This is a genomic window from Saccharothrix isguenensis, from assembly GCF_052936305.1.
Map to the genome: position 1 here is coordinate 327,310 of NZ_CP193626.1, position 18,061 is coordinate 345,370.

An 18,061-nucleotide genomic window follows, 5' to 3' on the forward strand; every position below is an offset into this window, starting at 1 on the left:
GTACTCGACCGCGGAGGACTCACGTGCCCGACGAGCCATCGTGGCCGGTCGTCGACGACGACGAGGTCGACCGCGAGCCGCCGACGGTGCAGGTCAGACAACCTGACCCGGCGACCATGCGAATCCCGGTGCCGAAGCCCGCACGGATCCCGCCGAGGCCCTTCACGCCTCCTCCGGCGGTCCGGCCGGAGCCGGCGACCGAGATCAAGTCGGAACCTGAACCGGTCCCTGAACCGATCACGGAAAGTGAAGCGCCGCCGGCCCGCCGGGGCCGGAAGCCGTTCGTGCTCGGTGCGGCGGCACTCCTCGTGGTCGCCCTCGCCGGCACGGCGGTCGCCGGCACCCGGATGGGGTGGTTCGAGACCACGCCGGTGCCGACGACGCCCGCCCCGCTGCCGCCGGCGCCGGTGGCGTTGGCCATGAAGGGCGTCGGGGCGGACGGCAAGGCGCCCACGGCCGCCGGGGTGCGGGCGGTGCTGGCCGGACCGGTGGCGAACGACATGCTGGACCCGGTGACCGGCGTCGTGGTCGACCCGGTGACCGGCACGGCGCTGTGGAACCAGGGCGAGACGTCGCCGCAGACGCCCGCGTCCACGATCAAGGTGCTCACCGCGGCGGCTGCGCTGCTCGCGCTCGACCACACCGAACGCCTGTCGACCACCGTCGTGCAGGGGCCGCAGCCGGGCACCGTGGTGCTGGTCGGCGGCGGTGACCCGACGCTGTCGTCCCTGCCCGCCGGTCAGACCACGGTGTACCCCGGCGCGGCGACGCTCGACGAGCTGGCCGCGCAGGTGAGCGCCGCCGGGCCGGTGACCAGGGTGCTGTACGACGTGTCGCGGTACGCGGGTCCGGGGATGGCGCCCGGCTGGGACCCCGCCGACGTGCCCGCCGGGTACGTCTCGCCGATCGAGCCGGTGATGCTGGACGGTGGCCGGGGTGACCCGGTGAAGCGCGACACGCCGCGCACGTCCACCCCGGCCGCGACGGCCGCGCAGGCGTTGGCGCAACGGCTCGGTGTGACGGAGGTGGCCGCCGGGACGGCCCCGTCCGGCGCGAAGGTCCTCGGCGAGGTGAAGTCCGCGCCGATGGGCCGGCTGGTCGAGAACATGATGCAGATCTCGGACAACGTGCTGTCGGAGACGATCGCGCGCGAGGTGGCGAAGGCGCGGGGCGCGGAGCCGTCGTTCGCGGGTGCGGCGAAGGCGGTGCGGGACGTGCTGACCGAGCACGGGTTCGACCTGTCGACGGCCACCATCGTGGACGGCAGCGGGCTCTCGCCGAACGACAAGCTGCCCGCGAAGCTGCTGGCGGACGTCCTCGTGGCGGCGGCCAAGCCGGACGCCTCCGACGCGAGGACGGCGAAGCTGCGCCCGCTCCTGACGGCCCTGCCGGTGGCGGGCGGCAGCGGCACGCTGGAGGGTCGCTACGCGGAGCAGGGCGCGGTCGGGCGCGGCTGGGTCCGGGCCAAGACCGGCACGCTGACCGCCGTGAACTCCCTCGCCGGAGTGGTCCTGGACGCCGACGGCCGGCTGCTCGTGTTCGCCTTCATGTCGCTCAGCCCGGACTCCACGTCCGCCGTGCGCGGCGCCTTGGACGAGATGGCCGCCTCCCTCCGGACGTGCGGCTGCTAGCGCGTCCTGAGCGACGAACCCGGGTGTTCCCGAGGTGGGACTCGCGCGTTCCGGGCGTAGGGCTCATCGGGTGCGGCTGCGGAGGTGTTGTCCGCACGGTCCCCGCAGGTAGCGTCAGGAGGGTGAACCCGGCGACGCAGGACCGCAGTGCCCCGGTCGATTGGGCCCTGGCCGTCACCACGGCGACCAGGCTCGTCCGCCCCGGCCCGATCGTGCCCAGAGCCGAGGCGGACATCGCCGTGCACCGGCTCCGCGAGCAGGCCGTGGACGCCGAGGTGCACGTCCGCGAGCACACCGGCCTCGGTCACGGCCTGCCGCTCAAGCGCGGCGAGGTCGTCGACCGGCCCGCGTGGGTGCGCGCCGCCGTGCGTGGGCTCTCCGCCCTGACCGACGACGCGATGCCGAAGCAGTCGGGCGCGTTCAGCGGCGTGCTGGCGGGCACGGCGGGTGTCCAGGCGGGCGTCGTCATCGCGTTCCTCAGCGGCCGGGTGCTCGGCCAGTACGACCCGTTCTCGGAGGGCGGCCGGCTGCTCCTCGTCGCACCGAACATCGTCGGCGCCCAGCGCTCCCTCGACGTGTCCGGCGAGGACTTCGGCATGTGGGTCTGCCTGCACGAAGGCACCCACCGACTCCAGTTCACCGCCGTGCCGTGGCTGGCCGGGCACTTCGCCGGCCTGGTCGCGGACCTGCTCGGCAGCATGGACGAGAGCTCCGCGCCACGCCTGCGCGACCTGCCGAAGCGGCTCCGCGAGTCCGGTGGCCTGATCGAACTCCTGCAGAACCCCGCCCAGCGCGAGGTGCTCGACCGGCTCATCGCGCTGTCGACCCTGCTGGAGGGCCACGCCGACCACGTGATGGACGCGGTCGGCCCGGACGTCGTGCCGTCGGTCCGCGTCATCCGCGAACGCTTCACCGCCCGTCGCCAGGGCGGCGGCATCCTGGACCGGATGCTGCGCACCCTGCTCGGCGTCGAGGCCAAGGTCCGCCAGTACGCGGAGGGCGCGGCGTTCACCGGGCACGTGGTCGACGCGGTCGGCATGGAGCGCTTCAACACCGTCTGGATCAGCCCCGACACCCTTCCCACGCGCGCCGAGATCGCCGACCCGGCCGGGTGGCTGCGCCGCGTCCAGCCGTGAGCGCGGAGCGGTGAACGGCCCGCTGTCCGAAGTCCGCACCGCGGTCAAGCGCTTCCTGGCCGAGCACCGGCCGGAGCAGGTCGCGGTGGCCGTGAGCGGGGGCGCGGACTCGCTCGCCCTGGCCGCGGTGACGGCAGGTCTGACCGACGCGTCCGCCGTCGTGGTCGACCACGGCCTGCAACCCGGCTCCGCCGACATCGCCGAACGGGCCGCCCGCACGTGCCGCGCCCTGGGCCTGGCCGCCGAGGTTCGGCGGGTCGACGTCACCGGACCGGGTGGACCCGAAGCCGCCGCCCGCAAGGCCAGGTACGCGGCCCTGCGGCCGGAACGCGGCCTGGTCCTGCTCGGCCACACCAGGGACGACCAGGCCGAGACGGTCCTGCTCGGCCTGGGCCGCGGCTCCGGCCCGCGCAGCATCGCCGGCATGCGCCCGCACGACCCGCCGTGGGGCCGTCCGCTCCTGCGCGTCTCAAGGGACACGACCGCCGCCGCCTGCGACGAGCTGGGCCTGACGCCGTGGAGCGACCCGCACAACGAGGACCCGCGCTACACCAGGGTCCGCCTGCGCCGTGAAGTCCTCCCGCTGCTCGAAGACGTCCTCCAGGGCGGTGTCGCCGACGCCCTCGCCCGCACCGCTGCCCACCTGCGGGAGGACAACGACGCGCTGGACGAGCTGGCCGAGGCGTTCGACGGCGACTGCCGCTCGGTGGACGACGTCGGCCGGTTGCCCACCGCGCTCCGCCGCCGCGTCCTGCGCCGCTGGCTGCTCCGCGAGAACGTGCCCGAGTTGTCCGACTCGCACCTGCGCCGGGTGGACGCCCTGGTGAACGAGTGGCGAGGTCAAGGCGGTGTGTGGTTGCCCGGCGGCTTTGTGGCACGGCGCGCGCATGGCAGGCTGCGAGTGGAACCAGTGCAGTCATGACAAAAGGGGAACCGTCCGTGTACGACGGCGACATCAGTTCCGTGCTCATCACCGAGCAGGAGATCAGCGACAAGGTCACCGAACTGGCCAACAAGGTCGCGGCTGACTACCCGGCCGACGGAACGAACGACCTGGTGCTGATCACCGTGCTCAAGGGCGCGGTGATGTTCATGACCGACCTGGCCAGGGCGCTGCCGGTGCCGGTCCAGCTGGAGTTCATGGCGGTGAGCTCCTACGGCTCGTCCACCTCGTCCTCCGGCGTGGTGCGCATCCTGAAGGACCTCGACCGCGACATCGCGGACCGCGACGTGATCATCGTCGAGGACATCATCGACTCCGGCCTGACCCTGTCGTGGCTGCTGAAGAACCTGGCGTCGCGCAAGCCGCGGTCGCTGGAGGTGTGCACGCTGCTGCGCAAGCCGGACGCGGTGAAGGTCGAGGTGCCGGTGCGGTACGTCGGGTTCGAGATCCCGAACGAGTTCGTGGTCGGCTACGGCCTCGACTACGCCGAGCGCTACCGCGACCTGCCGTACATCGGCACGCTGGACCCGAAGGTCTACTCCAGCTGACACGCCGACGGGGCGGCCCCTGCGAAAGGGGCTGCCCCGTTCGCGCAAGAAGGCCACCCCGTCCGCGCGGTCGACTTCCAGGCGACCGAGCCGCCATCCGCGGAGCAGGGGCCGTCTAACAACTCGGCCGGCAGCGCCGTTGTGAGATGGCGTCCAGCAGCACGCCGCGGATGTCCTCCGGCTCCAACGCCTGGTAGGCCTTGCCGCCGGTGGCGTCGGCCAGCTGCCGCAGCGCGTCCATGTCGGCGTCACGACCCAGCCCGACCATGATCAGCGGCACCGGTCGGGCCGGGTCCGCCTCCCGCTTCAGCGTGGCCAGCAGGCTGGGCAGGTCGATGCTGGAGATGTCGTCGTTGCTGCCGTCGGTGAACAGCGTCACCGAGTTGATCATCGCCGGTTCGTAGGTCTCCTGCATGTGCCGGAACGCGGCCAGCGCCGTGTCGTTCAAGGCCGTGCCGCCGCCGACCAGCGCGGGCAGGCTCCCCGCGCCCTTCTGCAGCTGCGCCCGGCGGGTCGCGCCGGCGATCGGCTCGCCCAGCGGCCCGACCGGCACCAGCTCGATCCAGTCGTTCGGCGGCTTCTTGTCCGTGGAGAACGCCCACAGGCCGATCTCCGACGTGTCGGGCAGCATGGCCAGCGCGGTCAGCGCCGCCTCCTTGGCCGCGTCCACCCTGGTCTGGCCGTTGCTCATCTTCTCGGCCATCGAGCCGGACACGTCCAGCACGGCCAGCATCCGGGTGTCCAGGCTGACCGCGCCCCACGTGCGCAGCAGCTCGGAGACCTGGTCCGGGTCCGGCGTCTTCAGCACGGCCACGTCGGCGCCGCGCAGGCCGTCCTTCTCGTTCGTCCAGCCGTCCGGCGCGATGCCGTCCGGCGTGCGGAAGCCCGCCTCGGCGAACCGCTGGGCGGTCCGCTCGGTGCGCAACGCCCGCTCGAAACCCACCGCGGCCTCGGCGATGCCTTCCTGCTCGCCTGTCCGGGTGACACGTACGACCGGGTAGTCGAACGCGACCGTGCCCTCTTCGGGGTAGGAGGCGACGACCCGGCGCGACCCGGCGGTCCGGTTCGCGGCCAGCACGGACTGCTCCGAAGCGGTGAACACCGGCGCGTTCTCCGCGCCCTGCACGACCTTGCCGAACGCGTCCCGCACGGACGGCAGCGCGTCCCGGCCGACTCGCAGGAGGGCGCCGATCAGCTCGGGCTTCGGCGTGCCGTCCGGGTTGCCGAGCTGCGCGCGGATGACCGCCAGCGTGGCCAGGCCCTCGGTGGACGTGGTCGGGTCGCTCAGCGCCACGGTCACCTTGGGGTCGAGCAGCTTCGCCCAGCTCACCGGCGTGATCGGCCAGCCGAGCGGGCTCATCGCCTGCTCCGACCCCGCGATCACCACGGGCGACGAGGCCAGCGGGCCGAGGATGTCCAGCCTGGGCGCGTCCTCACCCTGGTCACCGGCCTGGCGCTGGCTCTCGGCGGCCCACATCGACGAGTCCGGGATCCACAGCGCGGGCGGGTTGATCCGGGCGGTGGGCAGGTCGTAGGAGACGTCGGCCGCGCCGCGCGCCTCGACCAGCACCTGCACGCACCTGCCGTCCACCACCGGCTGGGTGCCCTGGTAGTCGTCGGCGGCGCCGCGCACCACTTCCTCGACCGCCGGGGTGACCGCGATCTTGAGCGGTAGGGTGCCCTTGCACTCCGGGCCGCTGGTGGCCTTCAGCGCCACCACCGTGACGCCGGCGGCGGCGATGACGCCGAGCAGCGCGCCGAGGGGCAGGACGAGGCGGCGGAAGCGACCGGGCCGGTCCGGGTTGCCAGCTGACATGCTTCGTACCTTTGGTCGGGTGTTCACCCTTCCGGGTGGGCGAAAGACACGGGTGGTTGCCGAGGATGACACGGACCACTCTTGTGACAAACACTCGTGTTCTAAGTCACCCGTGTGGCCCTGTCATCGTCGCTACCTGCAGCTAATGGGCTACGCCTGGTGAGAGTTACGGCGTCGATCCCGCTCCGGTTCATGCTCGTTCCGGCGATCCGGGCGCACCCGCTTGACCTGGGAGCCGTGTCCGCAGTCACCCCGGGAACACCGGGCGGCCCCCGCCCGTTGGTCCGGCAAGACGCGACAGGGCCCGCACGCGGAGCGCTCCGCCCGCACCGTGGGCGGTAGGCTGGTCGGACGGGTGTGCCCGTCTGCGCCCGTCGACAAGTCAGGGAGGGTCGAGGCCGCCCGCCGGCCGTAAGTGCATGGACCGCAAGCGCCTGCTTCGCAACCCGCTGCTGTGGATCGTGGCGGTGTTGGTGCTCTTTTACGCCTTCAGCGTGCTCTTCGACGAGAACCGGGGTTACACCCCGATCAAGACGTCCCAGGCGCTGCAACAGATCCGGGACGGCAACGTCAAGGAAGCCACGATCGAGGACAAGGAGCAGCTCCTCAAGCTCACCCTCAACGACGGGGTGACCGTCGAGGGCGGCAACCGCGTGCGCGCCCAGTTCCCGGCGAGCTCCACGGACGAGATCTTCACCTTCCTCGACCAGGCGGAGAACAAGCCCGTCGTCGAGACCAAGGTCACGCAGGACTCGTTCCTGATGCAGATGCTGCTGTACATGATCCCGCTGGGTCTGCTCCTCATCCTGCTGATGTGGATGATGAACAACTCGCAGGGCGGCGGCAACCGGGTCCTCAACTTCGGCAAGTCCAAGGCGAAGCAGCTGTCCAAGGACATGCCCAAGACGACGTTCTCCGACGTCGCGGGCGCCGAAGAGGCCGTCGAAGAGCTCTACGAGATCAAGGACTTCCTGCAGAACCCCGGCCGCTACCAGGCCCTCGGCGCGAAGATCCCGAAGGGCGTGCTGCTGTACGGCCCGCCCGGCACCGGCAAGACGCTGCTGGCGCGCGCCGTGGCCGGTGAGGCCGGTGTGCCGTTCTACTCGATCTCCGGCTCGGACTTCGTGGAGATGTTCGTCGGCGTCGGCGCCTCGCGCGTCCGGGACCTGTTCGAGCAGGCCAAGCAGAACGCACCCTGCATCATCTTCGTGGACGAGATCGACGCCGTCGGCCGGCACCGCGGCGCCGGCATGGGCGGCGGGCACGACGAGCGCGAGCAGACGCTCAACCAGCTGCTCGTCGAGATGGACGGCTTCGACTCGCGCGGCGGGATCATCCTGATCGCGGCGACGAACCGGCCCGACATCCTCGACCCGGCCCTGCTGCGCCCCGGCCGGTTCGACCGGCAGATCCCGGTGTCCGCGCCGGACCTGAAGGGCCGCAAGCAGATCCTCCACGTGCACGCCAAGGGCAAGCCGTTGGCGCCCGAGGCGGACCTGGACGGCCTGGCCAAGCGCACCGTCGGCTTCTCCGGCGCGGACCTGGCCAACGTGGTCAACGAGGCCGCGCTGCTGACCGCGCGCAAGAACGGCACGGTCATCACCAGCGTCGAGCTGGAGGAGTCCGTCGACCGGGTGATCGGCGGTCCGGCCCGCAAGAGCCGGATCATCTCCGAGAAGGAGAAGAAGATCACCGCGTACCACGAGGCCGGGCACGCCCTGGCCGCGTGGGCCATGCCGGACATCGACCCGGTCTACAAGGTCACGATCCTGGCCCGCGGCCGGACGGGTGGTCACACCCTGTCCGTGCCCGAGGAGGACAAGGACCTGATGACCAGGTCGGAGATGATCGCCCGGCTGGTGTTCGCGCTGGGCGGCCGCTCCGCCGAGGAGCTCGTGTTCCACGAGCCGACCACGGGCGCGTCCAACGACATCGAGCAGGCGACCAAGATCGCCCGGGCGATGGTCACCGAGTACGGCATGTCCGCCCGGCTCGGCGCGGTCAAGTACGGCCAGGAGCAGGGCGAGCCGTTCCTCGGCCGCACGGCGGGCCGGCAGGCCGACTACTCGCTCGAAGTCGCGCACGAGATCGACGAGGAAGTCCGCGAGCTGATCGAGGCCGCGCACACCGAGGCGTACGAGGTGCTCAACACGTACCGCGACGTGCTCGACGCGCTGACGCTGGAGCTGATCGAGAAGGAGACCCTGCACCAGAAGGAACTGGAGCGGATCTTCGCCGCGGTCGAGAAGCGCCCGCGGATCACCAAGTTCAACGAGTTCGGCAACCGCACCCCGTCCACCAGGCCGCCGGTCAAGACCCCGGCGGAGCTGGCCAAGGAGCGCGGCGAGCCGTGGCCGCCAGCGATCGAGGACACCCTGGACGACACGCGCGTCCGGGACGCGGCGCCGACGCCGCCGAACGGCAACGGGGCGCCGCAGCAGCCGGGGCCGTACCAGCAGCCGCAGCCGGGGCAGTACCAGCCGCAGCCCTACCAGCAGCCGTACCAGCCCCAGCAGCCGTACCCGCAGCAGCCGCAACCCCAGCAGCCGTACCCGCAGCAGCCGCAACCCCAGCAGCAGCCGCAGCCGTACCCGCCGCAGCACCCGTCGTCCGGTCCGCCGAACTACGGAGCGCCCCCCGGCTGGACCCCGGCCACGGCGCCCGGCGGCGCCCCGCAGCCACCCCAGTGGAAGCCGGAGCCGACGGACGCGGAAGCCGGCAAGAGGTCCTTCGACGCGGACCCGGACAACCGCACGTGACCGAGATCGACCGCACCTCGATCGACCAGGCCGGCCTCTCCGGAAACGGGGGGGCCGGTCTCGCGCGCCGGCCTTTCGACCAGAAGCGCGCCGAGGCCGCGGTGCGTGAGCTGCTGCTCGCGTGCGGTGAGGACGCGGACCGCGAAGGTCTGCGGGACACCCCGGCTCGGGTCGCGCGGGCGTACCGGGAGCTGTTCGCCGGCCTCTACACCGATCCGGACAGCGTGCTGGCGAAGACGTTCGACGAGAGCCACGAGGAGTTGGTGCTGGTCACCGACATCCCGATGTTCTCGTTCTGCGAGCACCACCTGCTGCCGTTCCACGGTGTCGCCCACGTCGGGTACATCCCGAACGAGCACGGTCGGGTGACGGGCCTGTCCAAGATCGCCCGGCTGGTCGACCTGTACGCCAAGCGGCCCCAGGTGCAGGAGCGACTGACGTCTCAGGTGGCGGACGCTCTGGTGCGCCGGCTCGAACCGCGCGGCGTGATCGTCGTGGTCGAGGCCGAGCACCTGTGCATGGGCATGCGCGGCGTGCGCAAGCCGGGCTCCCGGACCACGACGTCGGCCGTGCGCGGTCAGCTGCGCAGCTCGGCGTCATCGCGGGCGGAGGCCATCGAGCTGATCAGGGGACGTCTGCGGTGAGCGTCCCCAGGCCGGGGCACTGCGTGGTGATGGGCGTCCTGAACGTCACCCCGGACTCGTTCTCGGACGGCGGCCGGTACCTCGACGTGGACGACGCGGTGGCGCACGGCGTGGCCATGTTCCGGCGCGGCGCCGACCTGGTGGACGTCGGCGGCGAGTCCACCCGTCCCGGCGCGTCGCGGGTGTCGGCCCCGGTGGAGGCCGCCCGGGTGGCGCCGGTGATCCGGGCGCTGGTCGCGGAGGGCGTGCCGGTCAGCGTGGACACCACACGGGCCGAGGTGGCGTCGGCCGCGCTGGAGGCGGGCGCGTCGATCGTGAACGACGTGTCCGGCGGCCTGGCCGACCCCGGTATGGCGTCCCTGGTGGCGTCGGCGGGCGTGCCCTACGTGCTGATGCACTGGCGCGGGCACAGCAGGCGGATGGACCAGCTGGCCGTGTACGACGACGTGGTGGGCGAGGTGCGGGACGAGCTGTGCCGCCAGGTGGACGCCGCGCTGGCCGCCGGTGTGGCGTCGGACGACGTCATCCTCGACCCCGGGCTGGGGTTCGCGAAGAACGCCACGCACAACTGGCAGCTGCTGAACCGGTTGGACGTGCTGCTGGAGCTGGGATTCCCGGTGCTGGTCGGCGCGTCCCGCAAACGTTTCCTCGGCACCCTGCTGGAGGACCGCGCGCCCGACGGCCGCGAGAACGCGACCGCGGCGGTGTCCGCGTTGGCGGCGTTCACCGGCGCGTGGGGGGTGCGGGTGCACGACGTGGACCGGTCGTTGGACGCGGTGGCCGTGGCGGGGGCGTGGAGGCGGGGACGTGCCGACTGACGGAGGTGGCCCAGCGGAGGTGGCCGGGACTTCCGACCGGATCTCGCTGACGGGCCTGCGGGTCCGCGGGTTCCACGGCGTGTTCGAGCACGAGAAGCGGGACGGCCAGGACTTCCTGGTGGACGTCACCGCGTGGCTGGACCTGTCCCGGGCGGCGGCGACCGACGACCTGCGCGAGACGCTGCACTACGGCGAGCTGGCCGAGCGCGCGGCGGCGATCGTGGCGGGCGGGCCGTACGACCTGATCGAGACGGTGGCGGGCAAGGTCGCCGACGAGGTGATGACGGACCTGCGCGTGCGGGCGGTCGAGGTGACGGTGCACAAGCCGTCCGCGCCGATCGCCCTGGCGTTCGCCGACGTGTCCGTGACGATCCGGCGCACCCGTGACTAGGGCGGTGCTGTCGCTCGGCTCGAACCTGGGCGACCGGCTGGGGCACCTGCGGATGGCGGTGGACGGGTTCGCCGACGTGCTGGTGGCGGTGTCGCCGGTGTACGAGACCGCGCCGTGGGGCGTGACCGACCAGGACGACTTCCTCAACGCGGTGCTGGTCGTCTCCGGTCACGTGGACGAGTGGGGCTGGCTGCGGCGTGGCCAGGCCCTGGAACAGGCCGCCGGACGGGTGCGCGAGCGTCGTTGGGGGCCGCGCACGCTGGACGTGGACGTGGTCGCGGTGGACGGCGTGCGGTCCACCGACCCCGAACTGCTGCTGCCCCATCCGGGGGCGCACGAACGGGCGTCGGTGCTGGCGCCGTGGCTGGACGTGGAGCCGGACGCCGTCGTGCCGGGGCACGGCCCGGTGCGCGACCTGCTGGCCGGACTCGACCTCGGCGGGGTCACCCGGAGGGCCGACCTGTCGCTGACCGGGTAGCGCTGCGGCGCGTGCTTGGTGGGGTTAGCGTGGGCGCGGAGGTGGCGCGATGAGCAACGCGATCACTTACGACGCGGCGCGGCGGCGGATCATCAGCCTGGTCACCGGCGGCGATCCCGACGCGCCGGTCGAGGCCTGTCCCGGGTGGACGGTCAAGGACGTGGTCGCGCACCTCGCCGGAGGGCTCGGGGACTTCACCGAGGGCCGGCTCGAAGGGGTCGAGGACGGCTCGTGGGGCGAGCGGCAGGTCCGCGACCGGCGCGACCGGAGCACGGGCGACTTGCTGGTCGAGTGGGAGCGGAACTTCCAGATCGCCGAAGGGCTGTTCGACTCGCCGATGGGCGCGGTGCTGATCGCGGAGATCATCTCCCACGAGCACGACATCCGCACGGCCCTGGGACAGCCCGGCGAACGGGACAACGTGGCGGTGCGCGCGGCGTTGACGCGGCCGTTGCAGGACGTCGACCAGCGGATGCGGGCGCGGCACCTGGCCGCGCTGCGGATCACGCTGGAGCACGGTGACCGCGTGCTGGGCGAGGGCGATCCGGCGGGCGTGCTGCGGACGTCGTCGTTCGAGCTGCTGCGGGTCCTGGGCGGACGGCGCAACGAAGAGCAGGTGCGGGCGCTGGACTGGGACACCGATCCCGGGCCGTGGCTGGAGGTGCTGCCCGTGCTCGGCAGGCGCGACACCGCCCTGGCCGAGTAGTTCGGGGACGATGGTGGGGTGAGGTTCACCAAACCCCGTGACCTGCTGGCCGCCGGACTCGTCGCGGGCCTGCTCGCGCACCTGCTGATCCGACTCTCCTACGACACGCTGCCACCGCTGCCGACGTTCGCCGGCTTCACCCTGCTCGTGATCGCCATCGTCAACCTGTGGCTGGGTTTCTCGCTGCGCGCGAGGATCCTGCGCAAGCGCGGCGCGCGGCCGGTCGAGCCGCTGACCGCCGCACGTGCCGTGGCGTTCGCCAAGGCGTCGTCGCTGGTCGGCGCGATCATGCTCGGGGGGTGGGCGGGCGTGCTGATCTACGTGCTGCCGGCGCGCGGCCGGTTCGAGGCGGCCGACAACGACATCGTCACCGGGATCGTCGGGAGCTTCTGCGCAGCGCTGCTGATCGCCGCCGCGCTGTGGCTGGAACGCTGCTGCAAGACGCCGGACGAACCGCATCTCGACCGGTGACCGCCGAATGGGGGCGAGGTCTCAATCGGATAACTGACCGGTACGGTAGGCGCCATGACCGGGCGAGGCGCGTCGGACGATGACGAGCACCAGGATCACGGTCGTGGCTCCGGGCGACTACTGCTGGTAGCGGCATTGGCGCTCGCACTCGGGGCCGCGGCGGTGCTGGTGCTGAGCGACAACGCCCGCTGGCTGCGGCTGGCCGTGGTCGCCGCGCTGTGGGCCGCGCTGGTCGGCGCGTTCCTCGCGGCCCGCTACCGCAAGCAGGTCGCGGAGCGCGCGGACGAGGTGGCGGACCTCCAGTCGGTGTACGAGCTGGAGCTGGAACGCGAGGTCGCCGCCCGGCGCGAGTACGAGCTGGAGGTCGAGGCCGAGACCCGCAAGCGGGTGCAGGAGGAGGCCAGGGAGGACCTGGAGGCGTTGCGCGGTGAGCTGCGCACCCTGCGGGAGAACCTGGAAGCGCTCCTCGGCGGTGAGGTGCTGGTCGAACGGGTGGCGCTGCGCGCCGAGTCGACCCGGATGCGCGCCCTGTCCGACCACTCCCGGTTGATGGCGGTGGGCGACAAGCGGGTCATCACCGCCGGGCCCGCCGTGCCGGTCGCGCCGAAGGCCGCGGAGAAGCCGCAGAACGACCGCACCGAGTTGATCGAGCGGGTCACCGTCGACACGTCGCGCAAGGACCAGGTTCGGCGTCCCGAACCGACCCGCCCCGAGCCCGCCCGACGCGAGCAGGCCCAGCCGGCGCGCCGCGAGCCCGCCCGTGCCAACGCCCAGCCCCGCCCGACGCCGCCCGTGGTGGTGCGGCGGGAGCCTGCGAAGCAGGAGCCGACGGAACGGGCGAACCGGGACGTGGCGGCGCGGCTGACCTCGCCGGCGGCGCCTCCCGGTCGTCCGGCGGAGCCCGCCGAGCGGTCGCGGGCGGCCGAGCCGTCGAAGACCGAGCACACCGTGCAGCGGCGCAGCCGGGTGGCCGAGCGGACCGAGATGATCAGCCGGGAGGCGTTGGCCGACGAGCCGGCACGGAGACCCGCGCCCGGACGTCCGGAGGGCGGCGGCGAGCAGCGTGGCGCCCAGCCCGCCGGCGACCAGCGTGGCGCTCCCCGTCCGCAGCCGAGCGGTGAGCAGCGGGTCGTGGCTCGCGCCGAACCGACCGGCGACCAGCGTCCCGGGTCGGGCGAGGTGCGCCGGCCGTCGACCGCACGGGCCGAGCTGACCGGTGAGCACCGGCCGGTGGAGGCGCGTCGGCCGAGCCCCGGGCGGGCCGACCTGACGAGCGAGCACCGCCCGGTCGGACGTCCGGACCCGGTCGCCGAGCCCTCACGCCGCCCGGTGCCCCAGGCGGGCCTGACCGGTGAACACCGGCCGGTCCGCCCGGACCCGGTCATCGAGCCCGCGCGTCGACCGGCCGACCTGGCGAACGAGCACCGCCCGGCGGCCCGCCCCGACCCGGTCGCCGAGCCGTCGCGGCGTCCTGCCGTGCGGGCCGACCTGACGGGTGAGCACCGCCCGGTGGTTCGCCCCGGTCCGGTCAGTGAGCCGTCGCGGCGGGCCGAGTCGATCGGCGGCGAGCACGGTCCGGGGTCCGGTCGGCCGGTGGCGGGTCGGTCGGAAGCGGCGGACGCGTCGCCCACCGCGACCTCGTCCGAGGGCCGTCGTCGGGCGCACGAGGCCACCGACGGCGACTCGGGCGGTCGTCGTCGGGCCGACGAGGCCTGGGACTCGTGGGAGGACACCCCGAAGCCGTCCGGTCGGCGCAGCGCTCCCGAGCCGGCCGAACCCGCCGGCGCCCACGCGGACGGCAAGTCGGTCAGCGAACTGCTCGCCGCGTTCGGCGAACCCGAGTCGCCGCGCCGCCGTCGCCGACGCGAGGACTGACGTCCCGGGACGCCGGCTCGCCCCTACTTGTCGATGTCCCCGACGACCACGGCGAACGACCCGAGCACCGCGGGCAGGTCGGCGACCTTCGTGCCCGGCAGCAGCGCCGACAGGGCCTGGACGTTGTTGAACGACGGCGTCCGCAGCTTCAGCCGCCACGGCGTCTTCTCGCCCCGTGACGCCAGGTGCACGCCGGACGTGCCCAGCGGCGCCTCGACCCACGTGTAGACCGAACCCTCCGGCGCCTTGACCGCCTTGGGCAGGCGCACGTTGACCGGGCCGCCCGGCAGCCGGTCGAGGCACTGGCGGGCGAGCGCGACGGACTGGTGGACCTCGTCCACCAGTCCTCGCACGCGGGCGAGCGCGTCGCCCTCGGTCCGGACCACGGGACGCACGTCGAGGTCGCGGTAGCCGGGCAGCGGGTCGTCGCGGCGCAGGTCGAAGTCCACCCCGGACGCCCGGCCGATCGGACCGGTGACCCCGAACGCGAGCGCGGCGTCCCGGGTCAGCACGCCGAGCCCGGCCAGGCCCGCCGGCGGCTCACCGGGGTCCACAGTGGACAGCACTTCGCGCACCCGGTCGGTCCAGCCGGCCGGCACGTCCTCGCGCAGGCCGCCGATCCGGTTGAACATGAAGTGGATTCGACCGCCGGACGCCTCCTCCAGCACGGCCTGCACCGCGTCGCGGTCGCGCGCGCCGGTGAGCGGCGCGAGGAACACCAGGTGCGCCATGATCCGGTTCAGCTCGCACAACAGCGCCCGCAGGGCCTGCGCGCGGGGCGGGACGTCCATGCCGGTCATCCGCTCGACGGCCAGGGCGACGGCCAGCTCGTTGCAGAACGCGGCGAGCCAGTCGTGCCGGTTGGCCAGCGTGAGGACCTGCCGGTAGTCGCGCACCTCGAACAGCTTCTCCGCGCCCCGGTGCAGGTGCCCGACCAGCGGTTCGGCGGCGGTGATGACCTCGTCGTCCCGGACCGCCAGGCGCAGCCGGTACGCGCCGTGCGCCGACGGGTGCAGCGGGCCGAGGTCGACCACCCGGTCCACCCCGAGGTGCCGCGCCCCGGCGCCGACGCCAACCGTGATCTCCACCCGTTCATGCTCGCACGACCGCGTCGTCACCGGAGGTGAGGGCTAATCGCGTGTGATGGCGAACAGAAAGCACCCGTGGAAAACGCTGCGGACCTGGATTTCGGCCACCAGCGGATTGTCGAGCAATGCGGCGACGCGGTCCGGCAGGGTTTCCGGCCGGGCGATTTCGCCGTCGTGGATGCGGCCTTCGGCGGTGTAGGCACGGAGCGCTCGCGGCGCGTGGCGGAACGCTTCGGGGAACTTCGTGGTGCTCTCCGGTCCTTCACACGGTTCGGCGTGCGCGAACACGGGACCGACTTCCTCGTACGGCCCGACGCCGGCGGTGGGCGTGTGGCGGAAAAGGATCACGGGTTCGCCGGCTTCGGCTTTGCGCAGGCAGCAGCGCAGCGGTGCCCCAGGGGATTCCGCGTGCGACTCGTGGTGCTCGTCGGCGCCGGCCCGCTCACGCGCGCGGTCCAGGACATCGGCCGGGAGGGCGTGGATTCTCATGGCCGCGACCCTTGTCCGGAACGCCCCGCGCCGCCGGCGGTCTTCGGCCCTGTGAATGGCGGCCGGCGCCGATGGAGAGGTTCAAGGCCGCCACGGGGGCAAGGGCGGCAGCAGGGACGACACCGGCACGCCCAGCCCGTGCAGGAGCCACCCGAACGACCCCAGCCCGCCTTCCGCCCGCAGTTCCGCGATCCGCGACGCCCTTTCGGCCGCCGTCAGCCAGGCCGCGCCCTCGCCGTGCGCCGTGCCGACCAACCCCAGCGCCGCCAAGGCGTCCCGCTGCGACACCAGCACCCACTCACCCCCGGCCGCCGCCGCGCACGCGTCCAGCGCCACGTGGGCGGTCAGGTCGCAGCTCCCGTCGAACACCGGCTCCACCCGCCGACCGCCCCGGTACGCCGCGAACGTCCCGGACGCGTACCGCCCGGCCGCCCGGTCGGCCAGCACGTGCCCGTAGTCGATCGCCAGGGCCGCCCCGCGCACCCGCGACACCGCGTCCGCCCACGCCGCGTCCCTGGGCGCGCCGATCTCGGCCTTCTCCCCCTCGCCCACCGGCCACCACCGGTCCAGCCAGGGGTGCGGCAGCGGCCCGGTGACGAGCGGACAGGGCACCGCGTCCAGCCATTCGTGCCCCACCAGCAACCCGCACACCGACGACGGCAGCGACGACGTCCACCGCACACCCGGCAGCGACCGCGAAGGCCCGACGTCCACCGCCGTCACGACCAGCCGTGCCGCCACCGACCCCGAAGCGACAGACCGCACCGTCGCTGACAGCTCCCCGCCGCCCGCGCCGACGTCCACGAAGTCCAGCCGCGCGGGACGTCCGAGCGCGAAGTCCACCCGATCGAGCAGCACCAGCAGCGCTTCCGCCAGCTCAGGGCCCACCAGCGGCGCGGTGCGGAAGTGGTCGGCGGGCACCGCGCCGCGGGTGAAGAACCCCGTCGGCCCGTACAACGCCTCCCGCCACAGCGCTTCCGAGTCAACCATCAGTCAAGTGTCCCTTTAAGGTTGCTCCCCGTGACCACTCCCGCCCGCAAGCGCGCCGACCAGCACCGCTGGACCGTGCTGCTCCCGGTGGTGGGCCTGATCGGGCTGGGCGTCTGCGGGCTGGTGCTCCTCGGCCTCGGCACGAGCAGCGTCGGCCTGCTGCCCATCCTGGTAGGCGCGCTCGCCGCGCTGGTGCCCGTCGTCGGCGTGATCGGCGCCTACCTGTGGGTCGACCGCTGGGAACCCGAACCGGCGAAGATCCTGCTGCTGGCGTTCCTGTGGGGCGCGTGCGGCGCGACGATCACCTCGCTGGTGTTCAACCAGACCGCGCACGTGCTCGGCCAGCTGATCGACGGCGGCGACGGCAGCATGTTCGCCGCCGTGGTCGGCGCCCCGATCACCGAGGAGGCCGCGAAGGCGGCGTTCATCGTGGTGCTGTTCCTGCGCCGCCGGCAGGAGTTCGACGGCGTGGTGGACGGCGTGGTCTACGCGGGCGTGACGGCCGCGGGCTTCGCGTTCACCGAGAACATCTGGTACTTCGCCCGCGTCTTCTCCGACAGCGGGTTCGGGGACCTCAGCAGCGGCGTGATCGCGCTGTTCATCCTGCGCGGCGTGCTCTCGCCGTTCGCCCACCCGCTGTTCACGTCGATGACCGGCATCGGGATCGGCATCGCCACCATCACCACGAACCGGAAGCTGAAGATCGCCGCGCCGATCCTCGGCTACCTCGCCGCGGCCGGCCTGCACTCGCTGTGGAACTTCTCCACCACCGTCGGCACCGGCTCCACGTTCATCAACCTGTACTTCCTGATCATGGTGCCGATCTTCGCCGGCATGGTGTTCATGGTGGTCTGGCAGCGCCGCCGGGAGCAGCGGATCGTCGCGGGCCAGCTGCCCGACATGGCCGCCCGGAAGTGGATCGCGTCCAGCGAGGTGACCCTGCTGGCCAGCCTCCAGGGCCGCAGCCGCTGGCGCCGCACGGTCCGGCGCAAGGTCGGCGACGAGGCGGCGAAGGCGGTCGCGGGCTACCAGGTCGCCGCCACCGAACTGGCGTTCCTGCGGCACCGCATCGCCAACGGGACCGCGGGCCACGACGCCGACGAACGTCACTCGAAGCTGCTCGAAGCACTCGTCGCCGCACGTCAGGCCGCTGTCGACGCACCCGGCGCGCTGAAGGCCGCAGGTGGCGTTCGTCGCAGTTGACGGCCCACCGCACCCCACCGGATTACGCTCGCGGCCGTCGTCCGGTACCCACGCCAAGGGACTGGAACGCCGCCC

General features: G+C 72.9%; 17 protein-coding genes. 13 read left to right on the forward strand and 4 right to left on the reverse strand.

The window, feature by feature from the left end:
• Window positions 1-23: 23 nt before the first annotated feature.
• The 4 genes from dacB (at window position 24) to hpt (ending at window position 4,258) form a co-directional block, all read left to right on the forward strand.
• Complete coding sequence (gene dacB, locus ACRAKI_RS01635; protein ID WP_447005275.1) at window positions 24-1,631, forward strand: D-alanyl-D-alanine carboxypeptidase/D-alanyl-D-alanine endopeptidase; 1,608 nt, start codon at window positions 24-26, stop codon at window positions 1,629-1,631.
• A gap of 122 nt (window positions 1,632-1,753) precedes the next feature.
• Window positions 1,754-2,767 carry a zinc-dependent metalloprotease gene (locus ACRAKI_RS01640; RefSeq protein WP_447005276.1) on the forward strand — a complete coding sequence of 338 codons (1,014 nt, stop codon included), beginning with the start codon at window positions 1,754-1,756 and terminating at the stop codon, window positions 2,765-2,767.
• 10 nt (window positions 2,768-2,777) lie between these two features.
• On the forward strand, window positions 2,778-3,689 hold the full coding sequence (gene tilS, locus ACRAKI_RS01645) for a tRNA lysidine(34) synthetase TilS (RefSeq protein ID WP_447005277.1): 912 nt from the start codon (window positions 2,778-2,780) through the stop codon (window positions 3,687-3,689).
• A gap of 17 nt (window positions 3,690-3,706) precedes the next feature.
• A complete protein-coding gene (hpt, locus tag ACRAKI_RS01650; protein ID WP_184929558.1) occupies window positions 3,707-4,258 on the forward strand; it encodes a hypoxanthine phosphoribosyltransferase in 552 nt (183 codons plus the stop codon).
• A gap of 115 nt (window positions 4,259-4,373) precedes the next feature.
• Here hpt and ACRAKI_RS01655 read toward each other — a convergent pair whose 3' ends face one another.
• Window positions 4,374-6,074 (reverse strand): substrate-binding and VWA domain-containing protein, encoded by a 1,701-nt coding sequence (locus ACRAKI_RS01655; protein ID WP_447005278.1) that lies wholly within the window; start codon window positions 6,072-6,074, stop codon window positions 4,374-4,376.
• 419 nt (window positions 6,075-6,493) lie between these two features.
• On the opposite strand from ACRAKI_RS01655, the gene ftsH reads away from it, so the two are divergent.
• The 8 genes from ftsH to ACRAKI_RS01695 are packed head-to-tail and all read left to right on the forward strand — an operon-like array spanning window position 6,494 to window position 14,216.
• Complete coding sequence (gene ftsH / locus ACRAKI_RS01660) at window positions 6,494-8,833, forward strand: ATP-dependent zinc metalloprotease FtsH (RefSeq protein WP_447005279.1); 2,340 nt, start codon at window positions 6,494-6,496, stop codon at window positions 8,831-8,833.
• A 20-nt stretch (window positions 8,834-8,853) separates the two neighbouring features.
• Complete coding sequence (folE, locus tag ACRAKI_RS01665) at window positions 8,854-9,477, forward strand: GTP cyclohydrolase I FolE (RefSeq protein ID WP_447008301.1); 624 nt, start codon at window positions 8,854-8,856, stop codon at window positions 9,475-9,477.
• 29 nt (window positions 9,478-9,506) lie between these two features.
• Window positions 9,507-10,295 carry a dihydropteroate synthase gene (gene folP / locus ACRAKI_RS01670; protein ID WP_447008302.1) on the forward strand — a complete coding sequence of 263 codons (789 nt, stop codon included), beginning with the start codon at window positions 9,507-9,509 and terminating at the stop codon, window positions 10,293-10,295.
• 19 nt (window positions 10,296-10,314) lie between these two features.
• The gene (gene folB / locus ACRAKI_RS01675; RefSeq protein WP_447005280.1) at window positions 10,315-10,686 is read left to right on the forward strand and encodes a dihydroneopterin aldolase; all 372 of its coding nucleotides are present in this window, start codon (window positions 10,315-10,317) and stop codon (window positions 10,684-10,686) included.
• Window positions 10,679-11,164 carry a 2-amino-4-hydroxy-6-hydroxymethyldihydropteridine diphosphokinase gene (gene folK, locus ACRAKI_RS01680; protein ID WP_447005281.1) on the forward strand — a complete coding sequence of 162 codons (486 nt, stop codon included), beginning with the start codon at window positions 10,679-10,681 and terminating at the stop codon, window positions 11,162-11,164. Before folB ends, folK begins: the two co-directional genes overlap by 8 nt.
• 49 nt (window positions 11,165-11,213) lie before the next feature.
• Window positions 11,214-11,870: a maleylpyruvate isomerase family mycothiol-dependent enzyme gene (locus ACRAKI_RS01685; protein WP_447005282.1), complete on the forward strand. Its 657-nt coding sequence runs from the start codon at window positions 11,214-11,216 to the stop codon at window positions 11,868-11,870.
• Window positions 11,871-11,888: 18 nt separating this feature from the next.
• On the forward strand, window positions 11,889-12,341 hold the full coding sequence (locus ACRAKI_RS01690; protein ID WP_447005283.1) for a DUF3180 domain-containing protein: 453 nt from the start codon (window positions 11,889-11,891) through the stop codon (window positions 12,339-12,341).
• Between the two features lie 54 nt (window positions 12,342-12,395).
• Window positions 12,396-14,216, forward strand: coding sequence for a DUF6779 domain-containing protein (locus ACRAKI_RS01695; RefSeq protein ID WP_447005284.1), 1,821 nt, complete (start codon window positions 12,396-12,398; stop codon window positions 14,214-14,216).
• A gap of 23 nt (window positions 14,217-14,239) precedes the next feature.
• Here the strand turns inward: ACRAKI_RS01695 and ACRAKI_RS01700 are convergent, their stop codons facing one another.
• The 3 genes from ACRAKI_RS01700 to ACRAKI_RS01710 form a co-directional block, all read right to left on the reverse strand.
• Window positions 14,240-15,304, reverse strand: a complete 1,065-nt coding sequence (locus tag ACRAKI_RS01700; protein ID WP_447005285.1) for an NADH-quinone oxidoreductase subunit D — start codon at window positions 15,302-15,304, stop codon at window positions 14,240-14,242.
• A gap of 42 nt (window positions 15,305-15,346) precedes the next feature.
• Window positions 15,347-15,793 (reverse strand): DUF1203 domain-containing protein, encoded by a 447-nt coding sequence (locus ACRAKI_RS01705; protein ID WP_447005286.1) that lies wholly within the window; start codon window positions 15,791-15,793, stop codon window positions 15,347-15,349.
• 81 nt (window positions 15,794-15,874) lie between these two features.
• Window positions 15,875-16,783 carry an SAM-dependent methyltransferase gene (locus ACRAKI_RS01710; RefSeq protein WP_447005287.1) on the reverse strand — a complete coding sequence of 303 codons (909 nt, stop codon included), beginning with the start codon at window positions 16,781-16,783 and terminating at the stop codon, window positions 15,875-15,877.
• 75 nt (window positions 16,784-16,858) lie between these two features.
• Between ACRAKI_RS01710 and ACRAKI_RS01715 the strand changes: the two genes are divergently transcribed.
• A complete protein-coding gene (locus tag ACRAKI_RS01715) occupies window positions 16,859-17,986 on the forward strand; it encodes a PrsW family intramembrane metalloprotease (protein WP_447008303.1) in 1,128 nt (375 codons plus the stop codon).
• The last annotated feature ends 75 nt before the right edge of the window (window positions 17,987-18,061 follow it).